This is a genomic window from Aeromonas sp. S16(2024), from assembly GCF_041403065.1.
Classification (GTDB): domain Bacteria; phylum Pseudomonadota; class Gammaproteobacteria; order Enterobacterales; family Aeromonadaceae; genus Aeromonas.
Window position 1 is genome coordinate 70,401 of sequence record NZ_JBGLQX010000018.1, and the last position, 17,039, is coordinate 87,439.

General features: G+C 61.6%; 14 protein-coding genes and 1 riboswitch. Of the genes, 5 read left to right on the forward strand and 9 right to left on the reverse strand.

The window, feature by feature from the left end:
- Positions 1-65: 65 nt before the first annotated feature.
- Entirely contained in the window at positions 66-1,214 is a 1,149-nt protein-coding gene (locus tag ACB030_RS14435; RefSeq protein WP_205641281.1) for a type III PLP-dependent enzyme, read from the reverse strand.
- A gap of 507 nt (positions 1,215-1,721) precedes the next feature.
- A riboswitch (glycine riboswitch) is annotated at positions 1,722-1,837 on the forward strand.
- Positions 1,838-1,944: 107 nt separating this feature from the next.
- Here ACB030_RS14435 and ACB030_RS14440 point away from each other — a divergent pair.
- Positions 1,945-3,315: an alanine/glycine:cation symporter family protein gene (locus ACB030_RS14440; RefSeq protein ID WP_371160699.1), complete on the forward strand. Its 1,371-nt coding sequence runs from the start codon at positions 1,945-1,947 to the stop codon at positions 3,313-3,315.
- 203 nt (positions 3,316-3,518) lie between these two features.
- Here ACB030_RS14440 and ACB030_RS14445 read toward each other — a convergent pair whose 3' ends face one another.
- Together ACB030_RS14445 and ACB030_RS14450 are read right to left on the reverse strand one after the other, a co-directional pair.
- The gene (locus ACB030_RS14445) at positions 3,519-4,241 is read right to left on the reverse strand and encodes a protein ligase (RefSeq protein ID WP_371160701.1); all 723 of its coding nucleotides are present in this window, start codon (positions 4,239-4,241) and stop codon (positions 3,519-3,521) included.
- A 99-nt stretch (positions 4,242-4,340) separates the two neighbouring features.
- Positions 4,341-5,738, reverse strand: a complete 1,398-nt coding sequence (locus ACB030_RS14450; RefSeq protein ID WP_371160703.1) for a nucleobase:cation symporter-2 family protein — start codon at positions 5,736-5,738, stop codon at positions 4,341-4,343.
- 245 nt (positions 5,739-5,983) lie between these two features.
- Between ACB030_RS14450 and ACB030_RS14455 the strand changes: the two genes are divergently transcribed.
- Complete coding sequence (locus ACB030_RS14455) at positions 5,984-7,123, forward strand: diguanylate cyclase (RefSeq protein WP_371160705.1); 1,140 nt, start codon at positions 5,984-5,986, stop codon at positions 7,121-7,123.
- A gap of 27 nt (positions 7,124-7,150) precedes the next feature.
- On the opposite strand, the gene ACB030_RS14460 is transcribed toward ACB030_RS14455, so the two are convergent.
- Entirely contained in the window at positions 7,151-7,399 is a 249-nt protein-coding gene (locus tag ACB030_RS14460) for a DUF2498 family protein (protein ID WP_371160707.1), read from the reverse strand.
- 133 nt (positions 7,400-7,532) lie between these two features.
- Positions 7,533-8,912, reverse strand: coding sequence for an MATE family efflux transporter (locus ACB030_RS14465; RefSeq protein ID WP_371160709.1), 1,380 nt, complete (start codon positions 8,910-8,912; stop codon positions 7,533-7,535).
- 120 nt (positions 8,913-9,032) lie between these two features.
- Between ACB030_RS14465 and ACB030_RS14470 the strand changes: the two genes are divergently transcribed.
- Positions 9,033-9,890, forward strand: a complete 858-nt coding sequence (locus ACB030_RS14470) for a helix-turn-helix transcriptional regulator (RefSeq protein WP_371160711.1) — start codon at positions 9,033-9,035, stop codon at positions 9,888-9,890.
- A 55-nt stretch (positions 9,891-9,945) separates the two neighbouring features.
- Entirely contained in the window at positions 9,946-11,640 is a 1,695-nt protein-coding gene (locus ACB030_RS14475) for an NAD-dependent malic enzyme (RefSeq protein WP_182786007.1), read from the forward strand.
- Positions 11,641-11,714: 74 nt separating this feature from the next.
- On the opposite strand, the gene ACB030_RS14480 is transcribed toward ACB030_RS14475, so the two are convergent.
- The 4 genes from ACB030_RS14480 to ACB030_RS14495 all read right to left on the reverse strand — a co-directional run bounded on the left by ACB030_RS14480 (position 11,715) and on the right by ACB030_RS14495 (position 16,371).
- Complete coding sequence (locus tag ACB030_RS14480) at positions 11,715-12,788, reverse strand: OmpA family protein (RefSeq protein ID WP_371160713.1); 1,074 nt, start codon at positions 12,786-12,788, stop codon at positions 11,715-11,717.
- A gap of 243 nt (positions 12,789-13,031) precedes the next feature.
- Positions 13,032-14,033: a porin OmpA gene (ompA, locus tag ACB030_RS14485; RefSeq protein WP_371160758.1), complete on the reverse strand. Its 1,002-nt coding sequence runs from the start codon at positions 14,031-14,033 to the stop codon at positions 13,032-13,034.
- Between the two features lie 417 nt (positions 14,034-14,450).
- Positions 14,451-15,470: a porin OmpA gene (gene ompA, locus ACB030_RS14490; RefSeq protein WP_371160716.1), complete on the reverse strand. Its 1,020-nt coding sequence runs from the start codon at positions 15,468-15,470 to the stop codon at positions 14,451-14,453.
- 307 nt (positions 15,471-15,777) lie between these two features.
- Complete coding sequence (locus tag ACB030_RS14495) at positions 15,778-16,371, reverse strand: hypothetical protein (RefSeq protein ID WP_371160717.1); 594 nt, start codon at positions 16,369-16,371, stop codon at positions 15,778-15,780.
- Positions 16,372-16,629: 258 nt separating this feature from the next.
- Between ACB030_RS14495 and ACB030_RS14500 the strand changes: the two genes are divergently transcribed.
- Positions 16,630-16,896 (forward strand): DNA-binding transcriptional regulator, encoded by a 267-nt coding sequence (locus ACB030_RS14500; RefSeq protein ID WP_005298604.1) that lies wholly within the window; start codon positions 16,630-16,632, stop codon positions 16,894-16,896.
- Positions 16,897-17,039 lie beyond the last annotated feature (143 nt).

A 17,039-nucleotide genomic window follows, 5' to 3' on the forward strand; every position in this document is an offset into this window, starting at 1 on the left:
GAAGCATCGGCTTCCCCCTCTTGTTTTTGTCTCTGGGCAGGCTCAGCCCGCGTCAGCGTGTATCTTCAGGCCACCGCCACCAGTTTCTGCTTCTGGGCGCTGTCCAGAATGAGGATGCTCGCCTTGGGGAAGAAGTTGAAGGTGGAAGCCGAGGCCCAGGTGTAGGCCCCCATCACCCGGCCTATGACCAGCTCGCCGATGGCCAGATCCGGCAGCATGATGCCATCGCGAATGACATCCACGCTGTCGCAGGTAGGGCCGGAGAGCACGGCATTGTGCAGCGGGCCCTGGGCATAGGGGGTGCTCACCGGGTAGGTGACATGGTCATAGAGTTGACCGTTGTAGCTGCCGTAGAGACCGTCATCCAGGTAGTACCAGATCTTGTCGCCGCGGTGGGCCTTGCCCATCACGCTGGACACCGAGGTCATGGCCGGCGCGCTGATGAAGCGGCCCGGCTCGGCGATCTTCTGTACGGTGGCGGGCAGCTTGGCCAGCGCCTCGCGGATCGGGGCGCAGAAGCCGTCGATATCGAACTCGCCGCCGTCATAATCCACCGGGAAACCGCCGCCGATATCCAGCACCCAGGGCTTGAGCCCCAGATCCCAGGCCTGCTCCATGATCTCGCGGCAGGCGTCGATGGCCTGCACGTGGCGACGGGCGTGGGGCACCTGGGAGCCGACGTGGAACGACAACCCCATCACCTTGATCCCCTTGGCCTGGGCCAGTTGCAGCAGCGGCAGCGCCTGCTCCGGAGTGCAGCCGAACTTCTTGGAGAGATCGACCTTGGTCTCGGGGTTCGGGAAGCTGACGCGCAGCAGCAGCTTGACCTCGTCCTTGTAGGGCAGGAACTTCTCCAGCTCCAGCGGGTTGTCATAGACGAACACGGTGCAGCCGAACTCCAGCGCATAGCGGATGTCGCTGTCGCGCTTGATGGGATGGGTGTGAATGCAGCGGCCCGGGCGAACCCCTTGGCTGCGCACCAGATCCACTTCGCCATTGGTGGCCAGATCGAAACAGGCCCCCTCTTCCTTCAAGACAGAGACCACAGCCTCATGGGGCAGGGGCTTGAGTGCATAGTGCAATCGCACATCGGGCAGGGCGGCGGCCAGGGCCCGATACTGTTTGCGGACGGCTGCCTTGTCGAGCAGCAGCAGGGGAGAGCCGAATTGTTCAACCAGCTGACGGTAGTCTTGTGCGATCAGGGTCTCGTTCATTCTCTTTTGAAAGTCCTTAGGGGGCGTGATATGCCCAAGCCATATGCGATTGAACCGGCGACGGCCGGCTCAGGCGAGTGGTCCGGAGGGACCGACCAGGCACAATGCATAACTTCCTTGCAAAGTGCTTAGTTATGCGCGGGATTATCGGCTTATTGAGTTTGTGTGCAAGCATTTTGATTGGATATGTTGGCAAGTATTTCTGGTCGAGACGAAACATCATCTTGATATGGGGCAGTCGGCGCCTGCCGGTGCGCGCCATCGCCAGAGAAGACCTCATAAGCTATTGATAGTTAACGAACATTTAACATGTTCTCCGCTCATGGCCGGGACAGAAAAAAGCGGCGCCGAGGTCGGCCGAGTGGGAGACAGCTCACATTTTTTGGATTAACATGCCCGCTTCCTAATCCAAACTAGTTCGGATGAAGGTAGCAGGAGAGCGATGGGGGACCATCCACCGAAGAAGTGAATCTTTCAGGTACCGGGCAACCGGTGTGGACTGCTACTGGACGATACTCTGGAGAGACCCGTTAGATCGGGCGCCGAAGGAGCAAGGCACCATGACGACCCGCAAGGGCTGGCTGGCGCCGGAAACTCTCAGGCAAAAGGACAGAGGGGATGGGATGGTTGTACCTGGGCTTGGCCCGCATCCGATCGCCTCTGGCCGATCGCGACACCTATGGGAAGATCATCCTTCTCCTCCTTAATCGTTGTTTTTTAAGGAGGATGCATGTCATCAATTCAATCGGCACTCGCCGCCATCGATAGTTTTATCTGGGGTCCGCCCCTGCTTGCCCTGCTGGTCGGGACAGGTATCTACCTCACCTGGCGATTGGGTCTGCTTCAGGTCGTGCGCTTGCCGCTCGCCCTCAAGCTGGTCTTTGGCCGCGATCAGGGCCAGGGCAAGCAGGGGGATGTCTCCAGCTTCGCCGCCCTTTGTACTGCCCTCTCCGCCACCATAGGCACAGGCAATATTGTCGGGGTTGCTACCGCCATCAAGCTCGGTGGCCCCGGCGCCCTGTTCTGGATGTGGATGGCGGCCCTGTTCGGCATGGCCACCAAGTACGCCGAATGCCTGCTGGCGGTCAAATATCGCGAGCAGGATGCCAATGGCCAGATGGCGGGCGGCCCCATGTATTATCTGGAGAAGGGGCTCGGCTCCAGGCCGCTGGCCAAGCTGTTCGCCCTGTTCGGCATAGGCGTCGCCTTCTTCGGCATCGGTACCTTCCCCCAGGTCAACGCCATCTCGGATGCCATGAGCCTCTCCTTCTCGGTGCCCCGTGAAGCGACCGCAGTGGTGCTGACCCTGCTGGTGGCCCTGGTGACCCTGGGGGGCATCCAGTCCATCTCCAGCGTCTCGAGCAAGGTGGTGCCCTTCATGGCGATTTTCTACATACTCGCCTGTCTGGGTGTGTTGGTGAACAACGCCGGGGCCCTGCCCGAGGCGATTGGTCTGGTGATAAGCAGCGCCTTCACCGGCCATGCGGCCACCGGCGGCTTCGTCGGTGCCGGCATCATGCTGGCGATCCAGTCCGGGGTGGCACGGGGGGTCTTCTCCAACGAGTCGGGTCTGGGCTCTGCCCCCATAGCCGCGGCGGCGGCCAAGACGGACTCCTGCGTGGAGCAGGGGCTGGTCTCCATGACCGGCACCTTTATCGACACCATCATCATCTGCACCATGACGGGCCTGACCCTGGTGGTGACCGGCGTGTGGAGCGGTGACTTGAGCGGCGCCGCCATGACCAGCCAGGCCTTTGCCCAGGGGCTGGACGCCCATATAGGCCAGTATCTGGTGAGCATAGGGCTGCTGTTTTTTGCCTTCACCACCATCCTCGGCTGGAACTACTACGGCGAGCGCTGCACCGAGTACCTGTTCGGGGTCAAGGCGATCAAGCCCTATCGCCTGGTCTATCTGGTGCTGGTGGCGAGCGGCGCCTTCCTCCATCTGGACATGATTTGGCTCCTGGCCGACATCGTCAACGGCCTGATGGCGGTGCCCAACCTCATCGGCCTTATCGGATTGCGCCACGTGGTGCTCGCCGAGACCCGGGCCTACTTTGGCCGCGACTGCGATACCGAGTCCGAGCCACAGACGGCCTGACCCTCTGTGGGGCACCATGGCTTGATCGCCGAGTCCCGTGTCCATTGCTTCAGTCGGGACCGGGACAGCGATACGGAGTCCGAGCCCGAGCCGCAGACGGCCTGAATCTGTGCCCGACCAATGCGGAAACGCAAAGCCACGACCCAAGTCGTGGCTTTTTTATGCGCGGCGCTATTTCCATGGACGGGCGTTTTCCCTCTCCCTCAGGGAGAGGGTGAGGGTGGCAGCCCCTCGGTCAGCAGGTTCTCCAGCCGTGCTCGCACCCTAGCTACCAGCTCGGTTTCGTCACCCTGCCAGCAGATGGCGCGCGCGAGCGTGGTAGAGGTGCCGGGTGCAAAGCGCAGCTCCCCGCCCGCCAGCTCGTAGAAACGGCTCGCCATCTTTGTGCCCTCATCCACATCCCCCGCCACCAGCAGCATGGCTTGCGCCAGCACGGCGCCGCCGTGATCCTGACCCGGTGCCAGCCAGCGCTGGGCGGTGCCGGTTACCTTGCGACCCCCGATCACCAGATTGTACTGGCCGTCGCAAAAGGATCCGGGCACGAAGTCATAGTTTCCCTCGAGACCGTATTCGCCCAGCAAGGCCAGCAGCGGCGCCCCCAGCAGCCGGTAGTAGTGGGCCAGATCCGTGGTGGTGCGAGGCAGCATGAGCGACAGATTGAGGATGCCGGCGCCGTGGGGCACGGCAGTGCCGCCGCTGTCGCGCACAAATACGGGCCAGCCTTCGTTGGCGAGTTGCTCGCAGGCCGCCTGATAGCGGGGCAGGCGCATCTCCTTGCGGGTGACGATGAGGCATTGGGGCGCCTGCCAGAGGTGGGCACGAGCCAGGCCGTCACGGGCACAGTCCCGCAGCCAGCGCTGCTCCTCGGCCAGTATCTGATCCGGGGTGTGGCGGGTGGGCAAGGGGGGAAGCAGGGTATAGGGCATGTAGGGCATCCTGAACAGAGGCTGCCCAGCACAGTACCCGGGGTGGCAAACAAGGTAAAGCCCCGCACTGCGGGGCTCTACCTGTTCGCTGACGAGAGATCAGGCCTGTGCGGCGACGCGTTTGGGCAGCAGCAGGTTCATGATGATGGCGGTGAGGCCGCCGGTGGCGACGCCGTAGGAGAGCACGCTCCTGGCCAGCTCCGGCAGGTGCTGCAGCACCTCAGGCACCTGTGCGACCCCCAGCCCCATGGCCAGCGACACCGCGAGGATCATCAGGGCGCGGCGGTCGAGCTCCTCGCGGGAGATGATGCGCACCCCGGCGGCGGCTATGGTGCCGAACATGACGATAGTCGCGCCACCCAGCACGGGTTCGGGGATCTGCTGCACCAGGCTGGCGACCGCCGGGAACAGGCCCAGCAGGGCCAGCATGGCGGCGATGAAGAGGCCGACATGGCGGCTGGCGACACCGGTCAGCTGGATCACGCCGTTGTTCTGGCTGAAGGTGGACATGGGAAAGGTGGCAAACAGGGCAGCCAGCATGGAGTTGCAGCCATCGGCCAGCACCCCGCCCTTGATACGTTCCAGATAGACAGGGCCACTGACGGGTTCGCCCGAGATATCCGATGTGGCCGTCATGTCGCCTATGGCCTCCAGCGCCGTCACCACGAAGATGATGGCGAGCGGCACAAACAGCTGCCAGTCAAAGCCAATGCCGTAGTGGAGCGGGATGGGCACCATCACCAGGGGGCCCTCGAAGGTAGGAGGGCTGACCTTGCCCAGCAGCAGGGCCACGGCGTAGCCCGCCAGCATGGCGATCATGATGGCGGAGAGGCGTAGCCAGGGGTTGCGACTGCGCTGCAGCAGCACGATGAGGCCGAGCACCAGCAGGGAGAGGAAGAGGTTGCTGTGGCTGGCGAAGCTGCCATCCGAGAGCGCGGCGTAGCCGCCACCCATGCTGATGAGGCCCACCTTGATCAGGGTCAGGCCGATGAGCAGCACCACTATGCCGGTCACCAGGGGGGTGATGATGCGCCTGACCAGGTGCAGGAAGCGGCTCATCACCACCATGGTGAGGGCGGCCACCAGCATGGTGCCGAACAGGGTGCCCAGCAGATCGTCGGTGGGCATGGCGGCCTGCTTGAGAGCGAGGCCGGAGGCGATGATGGGGCCGAGGAAGTTGAAGCTGGTGCCCTGCACCGAGAGCAGGCCCGAGCCGAGGGGGCCGAAGCGGCGGGTCTGGATGAAGGAGGCGATGCCGGACATGACCAGAGACATGGAGACTATGTAGCGGGTGTCGGCGGCCGGGAGGCCGAGGGCATTGGCGATGATGAGGGGTGGGGTGATGATGGCGACAAACATGGCGAGCATATGCTGCAGGGCGGCGAACAGGGTCTGGGGCAGGGGCGGAACCTCGTCTATGCCGTAGATGAGTTCACTGTGGGCTCGCCTGGGGGGATGTGCCTCTGGGGTGATGGGAGCGGCAGCAGCCTGTTCCATAAGTACCTCGAATTGTGTGGGGAGGGGGAGAAAATTGGGCGCTATTTTAGTGGCTGAACCTGGGCTGACCAGCGCTAATTGGAGCGATAACCGGTTTATTTTTCGATGGGTTGAAACGTTTGCGCGCGGCGATTATGATCCGCCGGTTTGTGTGAGGCAGTTCTCGTTATAAATGGGGGGCATGCTGATGCATACCGGCAGGGTCGGTGTAGAATGAGCCCTCAGTTGTCATATGGAGGCTCTGGATGCTGAAGCTGTCGGAGTTCTGGAGTGCCCGTGCCCACTCCGAAGATTTCACCCTGACCCGCATGGGCTTTATGACGGTGCGTCTGCGCCTGCTCACCTGTCTGCTGATGGTGGGCTTGCCCGCCTGGGCGCTGGTAGACTGGCTGACCCTGCCCGCCGCCCAGTTTGACGAACTGTTTCAGGTCAGGATCTTCTGCCTGCTGGCCCTCTCTCCCCTCATTCCTCTTTCGTATCTCATCCACTTCAAGCGCGAACGCATGAGGCTGGCGCTGGGCTACCTGATGGCGGTGATGATGCTGTTCTCCCTCATCTGTCTGCACAGCTTCGGGACGGATCAGGAGCTGCAGGCGGGCTACATGGCCTTCCCCTATCTGCTCATCAGCCTGTTTGCCATCTTCCCCATACCGCTCTCCCTCAGCCTGCAACTGGCAGGGGGCATACTGATCACCATGCTGGCCGGCAACTGGCTGCTGGTGGGTCAGCCGCTCCTGAGCGTGCAGACCCTCAATCAGGTCTGGCTGCTGGGGCTCTTCACGGTGGCGAGTGCCTGGGTGCAGTGCGGTCAGCTCAACATGCTGCTGCAGCTCTATCGGGAGTCCACCACGGACGAGCTGACCGGCATGATGAACCGCCGCCTGCTGATGAAGCGGCTCGAGAAGGCCAGGGTCACCATGATCCGCAAGCAGGCTTCCTTTGCCGTGCTGCTGCTGGATCTGGACAGATTCAAGCGCATCAACGACAGCTTCGGCCATCTGGCGGGGGACGCCGTGCTGAAAGAGGTGGCGGCGACCCTGGCGGAGCAGCTGGAGCCAGGCATGGTGCTGGGTCGCTACGGGGGGGAGGAGTTTGCCATACTGCTGCCCAACTGCGCCGAGCTGGCCCAGGCGAAACGGGTCGCCGAGCGGCTGCGGGTGGCGGTGGAGGCGCGGCTGGTGAAGAGCCCGACCTCGGATGAACTGCTGGAGGTGACGGTGAGCATAGGCCTGACCCTGTCCCTGCGCGGGGAGAGTGTCGAGGAGCTGCTCAACCGGGCGGACGAGTGCCTCTACATGGCCAAGATGGCGGGGCGCAACTGTGTGGTGGGGGAGCTGGCGAAGACGCCGGGCAAGCCCGGGCCCACCAAGACGGATGCCGCCTGAGGGCGGCATCTTGTCTGGAGGGCTCTATCAGCTCAGCCGGTACTTGCCTGACAACTGCTGGGCCAGCAGCTTGAACATGTTGAACACCGCCATTGTCTTGCCGGTCGGGGTGCCATCCTCGGCCAGGAAGAACTCCCCCTTGAACACCAGGATCTCCCCCTTCTGCTCCACCGCATCGGCACGCATGCCGTGGATGAAGTCTTCGTGGCTCTTGATGATGCCGTTGGCCATCTCCAGCAGGGCAGTCTCGGTGATCAGCTCTTTTTCTGGTTGCATGTGCGTCTCCTTAAACGACTACTGGCAGGGCGTGGTGTGCCCCGCCGCTGATTGAAGAGGCGGTTAGCATACTGCAAGGGGGGATTTTCTGTCATTGATATGACCCCGCTTTTTGCCCGGCTGCGGGCTGCCGTCACCCCATCACCAGATTCTTGAGCCAGTGACGCTGGCGGATCCTGCGCTGCACCAGCAGCACCTTGCACAGCTCCTCCAGCAGCACCACGGCCACCACCCAGGAGAGGGGCCAGCCCAGCAGGCTGACCGCGACCCAGGCGAGCGGCAGGCCGATGCACCACATGGCGACGATGTCGATGAAGATGCTGTAGTTCACATCCCCGCCCGAGCGCAGCACCCCGACAATGCCCACCATGTTGAACACCTTGAGCAACATGCCCAGACACATGATGGCAAGCACCTGGCCCGCTTCCTCCATCAGCTCCCCCGGCAGGTTGCCGACCCACTGCAGCAGGTTGGTCTGCAGCAGCCAGACGGCTATCCCCACCAGCAGGGCGCCTATGGGGGCGAGCAGCAGGAACAGCTGGGAGTGCTGCCAGGCGGCTTCGTACTCCTCGGCCCCGAGCCGGTGTCCGAGCAGGGTGGAGCAGGCCACCGCCAGCCCGAAGAAGAGGGAGATGAGGATGCTCTCCAAGGTGCCGAGGGTGGTCATGATGGCCAGGGAATCCGTGCCCAGATGGGCGTAGAGGAAGCCGTAGAGCAGCATGCCGAAGGCCCAGAGCCCGTCATGGAACAACAGCGGCAGGGCGATCAGGGTGAAGCGCACCACCTCCTTGCGCCGAAAGGCGTCCCACCAGTCCTGTCTGCGCGGGATGAGGCGAGGCTCCTGGCGCCACACATAGGCAAGCAGCAGCGCCGTCTGCAACAGGCGGGAAATCGTGGTACCCCAGGCCGAGCCCGCCACCCCCATGGCCTCGAAGCCGAAATGGCCGAAGATGAGGGCGTAGTTGAGTATGACGTTGGCGATGATGGCAATGATGCCGATCCGGGTCGGCGCCGCCGCGTTGCCCACGGAGCGCAGGGCCGCCTCCAGGGGTACGACGATGGCGGTACAGAGGATGGTGGCACCGGTGATCATCAAGAACTCGTCGGCCAGCAGGCGCAGCGCGGGATCCTGGCTGGCAAAGCCGAGCACGCTGCCCGGCGCGAGCAGATAGATGAGGGCAAACGGCAGGCTCACCAGCAGGGCGCCCACCAGGGCCAGCGCCAGGGAGCGGCGCACCCCGGCCAGCTCGCCCCGGCCATAGTATTGCGCCGCCAATACCGAGACCCCGCCAGAGAGTCCCGCTATCACCAGCAGATTGAAGAAGAAGACCCGGTTACCCAAGCCGACCGCCGCCACAGCCGTGGTGCCAAGCTGGCTCACCATCATGATGTCGATGAGACCGAGCAGGGAGAACATCATGGATTGCAGCGACACCGGCAGGGCCAGTCGCCACAGTCGGGTCATGAACTCACGATCGGTGGTTTGTTTTAAAATCGCTTGCCAATAATTCATTTATGTTAACCGGGTATGTGAAAAGCAAGGTTTGTCATGGGTATGATAGGGGGAGTAGCGAGAGGCTTCACTGTGAGTAGCTCTCGGCTTTCTTGTTCAAAACTATCATGTTGAGGCGTTATGCCATTTGTCAGCGAGTGTCTTGAGATAGCTCCCGGCTGCGAGGAGCGGATGCTGGGGCGCGAAGGCTTGCCCCTGCTGGGGGAGGCGGGCATCTTCCTGACCGGTCTCTCCCGCTTGCGGGATCACTACCTTATTCGCCGCAACAGACCCGAGTTCCACATCCTGATGGTGAGCCACGACGAGGGCGGGGCCCTGCTGACGGACCAGGGGGAGCAGCCCATCCCCGCGGGCTCGCTCATCTTCCTGCCGGCGGCCGTACCGGGGGGGCTCAGGCTCATCGGTGAGCACTGGCAGATCAGCTGGATCCTGCTCGATGACGTGCCGCGCTGGCAGCATCTGCACCGGCTCGGCCACCGCATCTGGCAGGGGGAGGAGGGGGAGCAGCTCTACCATCTGCTCAGCCTGATGCAGGGGGAGGGAGTGCGATCGCCTTTGCAGCCCCAACTGCTCAGCCTGTTGCTGGCCCTGCTGGACCGCACCCTGCAAGGGGAGGTGCGCGGCACCCCCGAGCTCAGGCTGCAGGCGCTGTTTCGCCGGGTGGAGGCGCGTCTCGATGAACCCTGGAGCGTGGCCCTGCTCGCCGACCAGATGGCCTGCTCTGTGCCCCATCTGCATCGACTCTGCCGGCAGGTGTTCGGCATGGGGCCCATGGCGAAGGTGACCGAGCTCAGAATGAACAAGGCGCGCCAGCTGCTGCTCTACACCAACTGGCCGTTGGCTGAGCTGGCCAGCCGGGTCGGTTACAGCGACGGCGCCAACTTTGCGAACCGTTTTCGCCGTCTCACTGGTCAGACCCCCGGCGCCTTTCGTCGCCTGGGTCGCAAACCTGTTGTCACTGAGGTGCAAACCCTTTGAAATTGTTGGCCCAAGCCCATAGGATCGGCGGGCCACACAGTCAAGGTACAGATCCATGTTTGAAGATAATAATCAGAAACGTCCCCTCTACATTCCCTACGCCGGCCCGGCCCTGCTGGAGACCCCGCTGCTCAACAAGGGCAGTGCCTTCACCAGCGAGGAGCGCAGCAGCTTCAATCTGGAAGGCCTGCTGCCCCAGAACATCGAAACCATCGAAGAGCAGGCCGAGCGCGCCTATCGCCAGTTCATGGCGTTTGGCAACGACATGGACAAGCACATCTATCTGCGCAACATCCAGGACACCAACGAAACCCTGTTCTACCGCCTGCTAACCAACCACCTGACCGAGATGCTGCCGGTCATCTACACCCCGACCGTGGGCAAGGCGTGCGAGGAGTTCTCCAACATCTACCGCCGTGCCCGCGGCCTCTTCATCTCCTATCCGGACAAGGACAGGATCGATGACATGCTGCAAAACGCCACCAAGCAGAACGTCAAGGTGATAGTGGTCACCGACGGCGAGCGGATCCTGGGCCTCGGTGACCAGGGCATCGGCGGCATGGGCATTCCCATCGGCAAGCTCTCCCTCTACACCGCCTGCGGCGGCATCTCCCCCGCCTACTGCCTGCCGGTGGTGCTGGACGTGGGCACCAACAACCAGCAACTGCTCAATGACCCCTTCTACATGGGCTGGCGTCATCCGCGCATCTCCGGGGAGGAGTACGACGAGTTCGTCGATGCCTTCATCCAGGCGGTCAAGCGCCGCTGGCCCGAGATCCTGCTGCAGTTCGAGGACTTCGCCCAGGGCAATGCCACCCCGCTGCTCAACCGCTACAAGGACGAGCTGTGCTGTTTCAACGACGACATCCAGGGCACCGCCGCCGTCACCCTCGGCAGTCTCATCGCAGCCTGCAAGGCCTCGGGGGCCAAGCTCTCCGAGAAGCGGGTCGCCTTCCTCGGCGCGGGCAGCGCCGGTTGCGGCATCGCCGAGCAGATAGTGGCGCAGATGAAGGCCGAAGGACTGAATGATGCCGAAGCTCGCGGTCGGGTCTTCATGGTGGACCGTTTCGGCCTCATCACCGACAAGATCCCCAACCAGCTCGACTTCCAGCGCAAGCTCTCCCAGCCGCTGGAGCGGATCAAGGAGTGGCCGGTGGGGGACAACATCTCCCTGCTGGAGGTGATGGAGCACGGTCGTCCGGACATCCTGATCGGGGTCTCGGGCCAGCCTGGCCTCTTCACCGAAGAGGTGGTCAAGACCATGCACAAGCACTGCAGTCGTCCCATCATCTTCCCGCTCTCCAACCCCACCTCACGGGTCGAGGCGACGCCAGCGGATCTCATTCGCTGGACCGACGGCCAGGTGCTGGTGGCCACCGGCAGCCCGTTCGCACCGGTGGAGTACAAGGGCAAGCGCTACGTCATCGCCCAGTGCAACAACTCCTTCATCTTCCCGGGGATAGGCCTTGGCGTCATCGCCTCGGGCGCCACCCGGGTGACCGACGCCATGCTGATGTCCGCCAGCCGGGCACTGGCGGAGTGCTCGCCGCTGGTGAAGGGAGAGGAGGGCTCCTTGCTGCCGGATCTGGCGGATATCCATCGGGTCTCCCGCTACATCGCCAAGATGGTGGCCAAGACCGCCATGCTGCAGGGCAAGGCGGTGCAGACCCCGGACGAGGTGATAGACCAGGCCATCGAAGCGAACTTCTGGCGGCCGGAATACCGCCGCTATCGTCGCACGTCGTTCTGATCGCAGAGGCCGCAGAAAGCAGAAGGGATGCGCAAGCATCCCTTTTTTTGTGCACGGCAGAGGTGGATGAGGGGTTATTGTGCCGGTTGCTCGGCAGCAGGTTCGGCCGCGGGCTCGGTGGCCGCTGGTGCGGCGGCCTGCACGCCGGTCACCCGGATCTCGACCCGGCGATCCGGGGCCAGGCAGTCGATGAGGGCGGCTCTCGCCTTGATGTCATCGCACTGGGTGCCGGTGACCGGATTGCTCTCGCCATTGCCCTGGATGCTCACCTTGTCGGCGGGCAGCCCCTTGCCGATGAGGAAATCGGCGACCGTGCTGGCGCGAGCCTCCGACAGCGTCAGGTTGTTGGCATCCGAGCCGATGCGGTCGGTATAGCCCATCACCAGGGCGTTGCCATCCTTGGGCTTGACGTCGACTATCTGCTGGTAGAGGTCGTCCAGGGCGGCCATGCCTTCCGGTTTGAGCTCCGCCTTGCCAAAGGCAAACAGCACGTCCGAGCTCAGGTTGAAGGTCTGATCCACCGGCTCTGGCGGCGGCGGGGTCACCACCAGGGGGGCGGCCACCGGCACTGCTGCCACGGTGCGGTTGGGGTGCAGCACCAGCTCCAGGGTGGCGGTGCTGATGTCGCTGACCCAGCGCTGGGTGCCGCTGCCCAGCTTGTCGTTGTCAGGATCGTCCCCGACCCGCACCAGGTAGCGGTAGCGCGCCTGTATGTCGACCCAGTCGGTGAGCCTGGCGGTCAGCCCCAGACCCGCCAGCGGGGCCAGGTTGTCATCGCCGCCGTTGACGGAGTCGACGTGGTAGAGATAGCCGCCCCCTTCGGCGAACACCGAGAAGATGTCGCCAAGGGGCAGTCTGCCTATCACCGACAGGGTGGCCCCCTGACTGTTGAAGTCGTTGCCGGCGATATCCCAGTCACCGGTCGACAGATAGCCGAGTTCGGCGCCCAGGTTTTCGGTGAAGTTGTAACCGACAAAGGCGTCGATGGCGGTGGCGTCCTTGTCGACCCCCTGGCTGAAATCATTGATGTCGTGGGCTATGGCCCAGCCTCCCCCAGCCCCTATATACCAGTCGTGAACAGGTGCCGCCTGGGCGCCACTCGTCGCCAATGCCAATGCAATCCACACGGGTTTCAGTCTTATGTTCATCGCGTTTCCTCGTCGATGTTGGGTGTTATAGGGCTCCCAGCCCTTTGTTATGTATAGCCACCATTATGTATAGGCGATATAAGAGGTTTAACCACTTAAGTGGCGCATCTATATGGAGAATTTGTGAGGAAGCAAGCAAGTGTGGCGTCTTGGACGCCGCCTTGGGCGGGCATGGAGGAGAACAAAAAAAGGGGCCGTACGGCCCCTTTTTTTCAGGTGCGGATTGACCGCATGCGGCTGAACTTACTGCTGAACTTCCTGCACGCCGGTGACGCGCACTTCGACGCGGCGATCCGGTGCCAGGCAGGCGATCAGCTCGTTCTTGCCCTTGATGCCGTCACACTGGGTGCCGGTGACCGGATTGGCTTCGCCATGACCTTCGATGGCCACCTTGCCTGCCGGCAGACCCTTGCCGACCAGGAAGTCGGCCACGGTGCGGGCACGGGCTTCGGACAGCTTCTGGTTGTAGGCGTCAGAACCGATGCGGTCGGTGTAACCGACGACCACTGCGCTGCCATCTTTGGGCTGCACATCGACGATCTGCTGATACAGGGTGTTCAGCGCAGCAACCCCTTCCGGCTTCAGGGTGGATTTGCCGAAGGCAAACAGCACGTCAGAGCTCAGGGAGAAGTTCTTGTCGACCATGACCGGCTCGGGAACCGGCTCGGGAGCCGGTGCGGCCACAGGGGCTACATAGGCTTTGCGGTTCGGGTGCATCACCAGTTCCAGGGTGGCGACGCTCATGTCGGTTTTCCAGGTCTTCTGCTCGTCACCCAGATCCCAGATGTAGCGGTAGCGGGCCTGCAGATCGAGCAGATCGGAGACCTTGGCGGTCAGACCCAGACCGGCCAGGGGCGAGGTGCCGTTGTCGCTCTCGCCATTGCCGTTGACATGGTTGAAGTAGGCACCGCCTTCGGCGAACACGGAGAAGATGTCACCCAGCGGCAGACGGCCAAGGGCGGAGAGGGTCGCGCCTTGGGTCTTGAAGTCGACGCCATCGACGCCAGCCTTGCCTGCATAGAGGTAACCGAGCTCGGCCGCGTAGTAATCGTTGAAGTTGTAACCGCCGAACAGGGAGAGCGCGGTGGCGTCCTTGTCGGCATCCAGACCGAAGGAGTCCAGGTCATGGCCATAAGCCCAACCTGCACCCATACCTGTGTACCAGTCATCGGCCGCCTGGGCGGTGGAGGTTCCCATGGCTGCAATAGCCAGAGCAATCAGGGTTGGAGCCACTTTCATTTTCATCATTTTATCCTCGTTGAGTTGCCGTGCTATGGGCGTACTGCGCACTCTTTGTTATACCGATCGCAGATGACACTTCATGTTGTCATGTTGCGATTCCGTGACCGGGTCACGGACGGCTTGAATAAAAAATGGATGGTAACCTGGATTCTCATGAAGCTGTTTCTCCATGGACAACTAACCGGGCAATAAGCACTTTTAATAGTTCATCCAATGTCTTACAAGCGCAGCTACTGTATTCTTTTGAATCGGCTTGATCAAGTTTCTGGTCAGATATGCAGCGCTGGCGCGACGGGGCGCGGCCTGATCAGAGAGGGGACGGGGAGGGCGTGATGAGACAGAGGGTGACGTTTGAGACGACCGACATGCAAAAGGGGATGCCGTGGCATCCCCTTTTCGCGTTATCTGAGCGGAGTCAGATTACTGCTGAACTTCCTGTACGCCGGATACGCGCACTTCTACGCGACGGTCCGGGGCCAGGCAGGAGATCAGCTGAGCCTTGGCGGTTACGCCGTTGCACTTGGTGCCGGTAACCGGGTTGGCTTCGCCACGACCTTCGATGGCAACCTTGCTGGCAGCCATACCCTTGCTGACCAGGAAGTTGGCAACGGTGCGGGCACGGGCTTCAGACAGCTTCTGGTTGTAAGCGTCGGAACCGATACGGTCGGTGTAACCAACGACAACGGCGTTACCGTCTTTCGGCTGGAACTCGACGATCTGCTGATACAGACCGTTCAGGGCTTCCACGCCTTCTGCCTTCAGGCTGTCTTTGCCAAAGGCAAACAGCACGTCGGAGTTCAGGGCGAAGTTCTTCTCAACGATCTGCGGAGCAGGAGCCGGAGCTTCTTCAACAACAGGAGCCGGAGCCGGAGCTACGTAGGAAGTACGGAACGGGTGGTAAACGGCTTCCAGGGTCGCAACGCTCTGGTTGGACTTGTAGCGTACGTTGTCGGCGTGCAGGTCAGCCACGTCCCACATGTAGCGGTAACGAGCTTGCAGATCCAGCGCGTCGTTGACCTTGTAGGTAACACCGGCACCGGCCAGCGGGGATACCTTGGTATCGCTGGTGCCCATACCGTCGGTGTGGCCCCAGTAGGCGCCAGCTTCACCGAACAGGGAGAAGTCGTTGCCCAGCGGCAGACGAGCGATACCGGACAGGGTGGCACCCTGGCTCTCGTAACGGTTGCCATCGGTATTGCCACGGCCGGTGTACTGGTAGCCCAGCTCGGAACCGAAGTACTCGTTGAAGTTGTAACCGACGAAGGCATTGGCAGCAGCCGCGTCTTCTTCACCAGCGTTCACGCCTTCGATCTTGTTCAGACCGTTGAAGTGAGTTGCACCGACACCGGCACCGAAGTAGATATCATCAGCGGCGTGTGCAGCAGTTGCACCCATGGCAGCCATGGCGATGGCGATCAGGGAAGGAGCCATTTTCATCATAAAATAATCCTCGTTGAGATGGCACGTTGTTCACGTGCTTCGCACTTTGTAATTTATGTAAGCTGCTGGCTCTGCCGGCCAACAAGGGTTGCGCCGAGCAGGGATCCTAGATCCATCCAGGAGGCACGTTATCTGGGTGCACAAGTGAGCGAGTTGCACTATCGAGAGCGCATACTTCGCCACTAACAGCCGATGTCATTCCGATGACGTGGCGCACTCTATGCGCATTTCAAAACATGATCAAGCTCACAGATAATCTGTTGGGCAGATTGTGTCGTATGGATAACTGGCTGTTTATCTGGATTTATTAGTGATCCAAGTAGGCGCGATGCAGCTTTCGCTCAAGCTTCATATAGGCCTCAACCCAAGCGTGCTGCGGGGTGGCGATGGCGTCCCTGGTCGCGAAAACCGCAAGATAGTCGGCCTCAGTTGCTTCGCACAGCAAGGGTGTGAAGCCGAGTAAAAAATGGCGGGCGAGATAGGGGTCCAGGGGCCAGATATTGAGGATGGCCCTGGCCACCGGCTGAATCGCGGCTGAACAGATGAAATGTTGATGACCGGCTTCCAGCCATTGTGCCATCTCACGCAGGCCCTGTTCGGGCACCAGTCCCCCATCCCCTTTTTCTGTCGACAGTGTCATGCGGTTACCATTGCCAAGCAGCAGAGTGCCATCTTGCTGCAGGACGCCGTCGTGGCTGCGCAGAGACAAGGTGGTGGCTTGCTCGAGATAGAGGCTGCACTTGTCCGGAAGGGAAGCCAGTACGGATGCGGCCTCGCTCTGCATGGCGGCGGGTAGCCAGAGTGCCTCGGCCCGGGTTTGCTGACTCTGACGGAGCTGACGGGGGAGGGAATCCGGGTCTGAATCCGGGTGAAGTCGGGAGATGATGCCGGGGAATGCCATGCTGAATACTCTTTAAGGGATAACCGGCGAATTATACGAGTAATGGCCGTGGCAACAATAAAGGTTTCTCTTCGAGACTGTTTACCTGAGGCGACTCTGCGATTACCATCCCCGAGGTTTGTTTGGGTTGTCGTCGAAAGACGCTTATTAAAGATAGAGGCTCGACCATAACGAGTCCGTTCAAAACTGATACACTTGACTACGAGTCGTCGCGAAAAATAAAGGTGGAGTGAATCCGCCGAACGGAGTATGGAACACATGAATTCAAATATCGTAACTGTTGGCAAGAAGATCCGTCAGATCCGCGAAGCGGTTGGCCTGAGCCGTCCCAAGTTTGCCGATCTGCTGGGCGTCCCCCCGACTACCCTGAAGAACTATGAACTGGGTTACCGTGAAGTTGGAGGCGCCTTCCTGGTCGCCCTGGCTCATCACCCGGAGCTGCACAAGTTCACCCTCTGGCTGCTGGCCGACAAGAAAGTCGCCGAAATCGGTCAGATCGGTCCGGACGATATTGCCAAGGCTTGATTGCCTGAGCCTTGATAAAAATGCCGCCCACAAGGCGGCATTTTTTATTCGTCAAAACAGGCATTTATTTAAATAAGTAATGCGTTGTGTGCTTCATGTGGCGATTTTAGCTAAATCACCTTGGCAAGCTGGATTAATCCCCG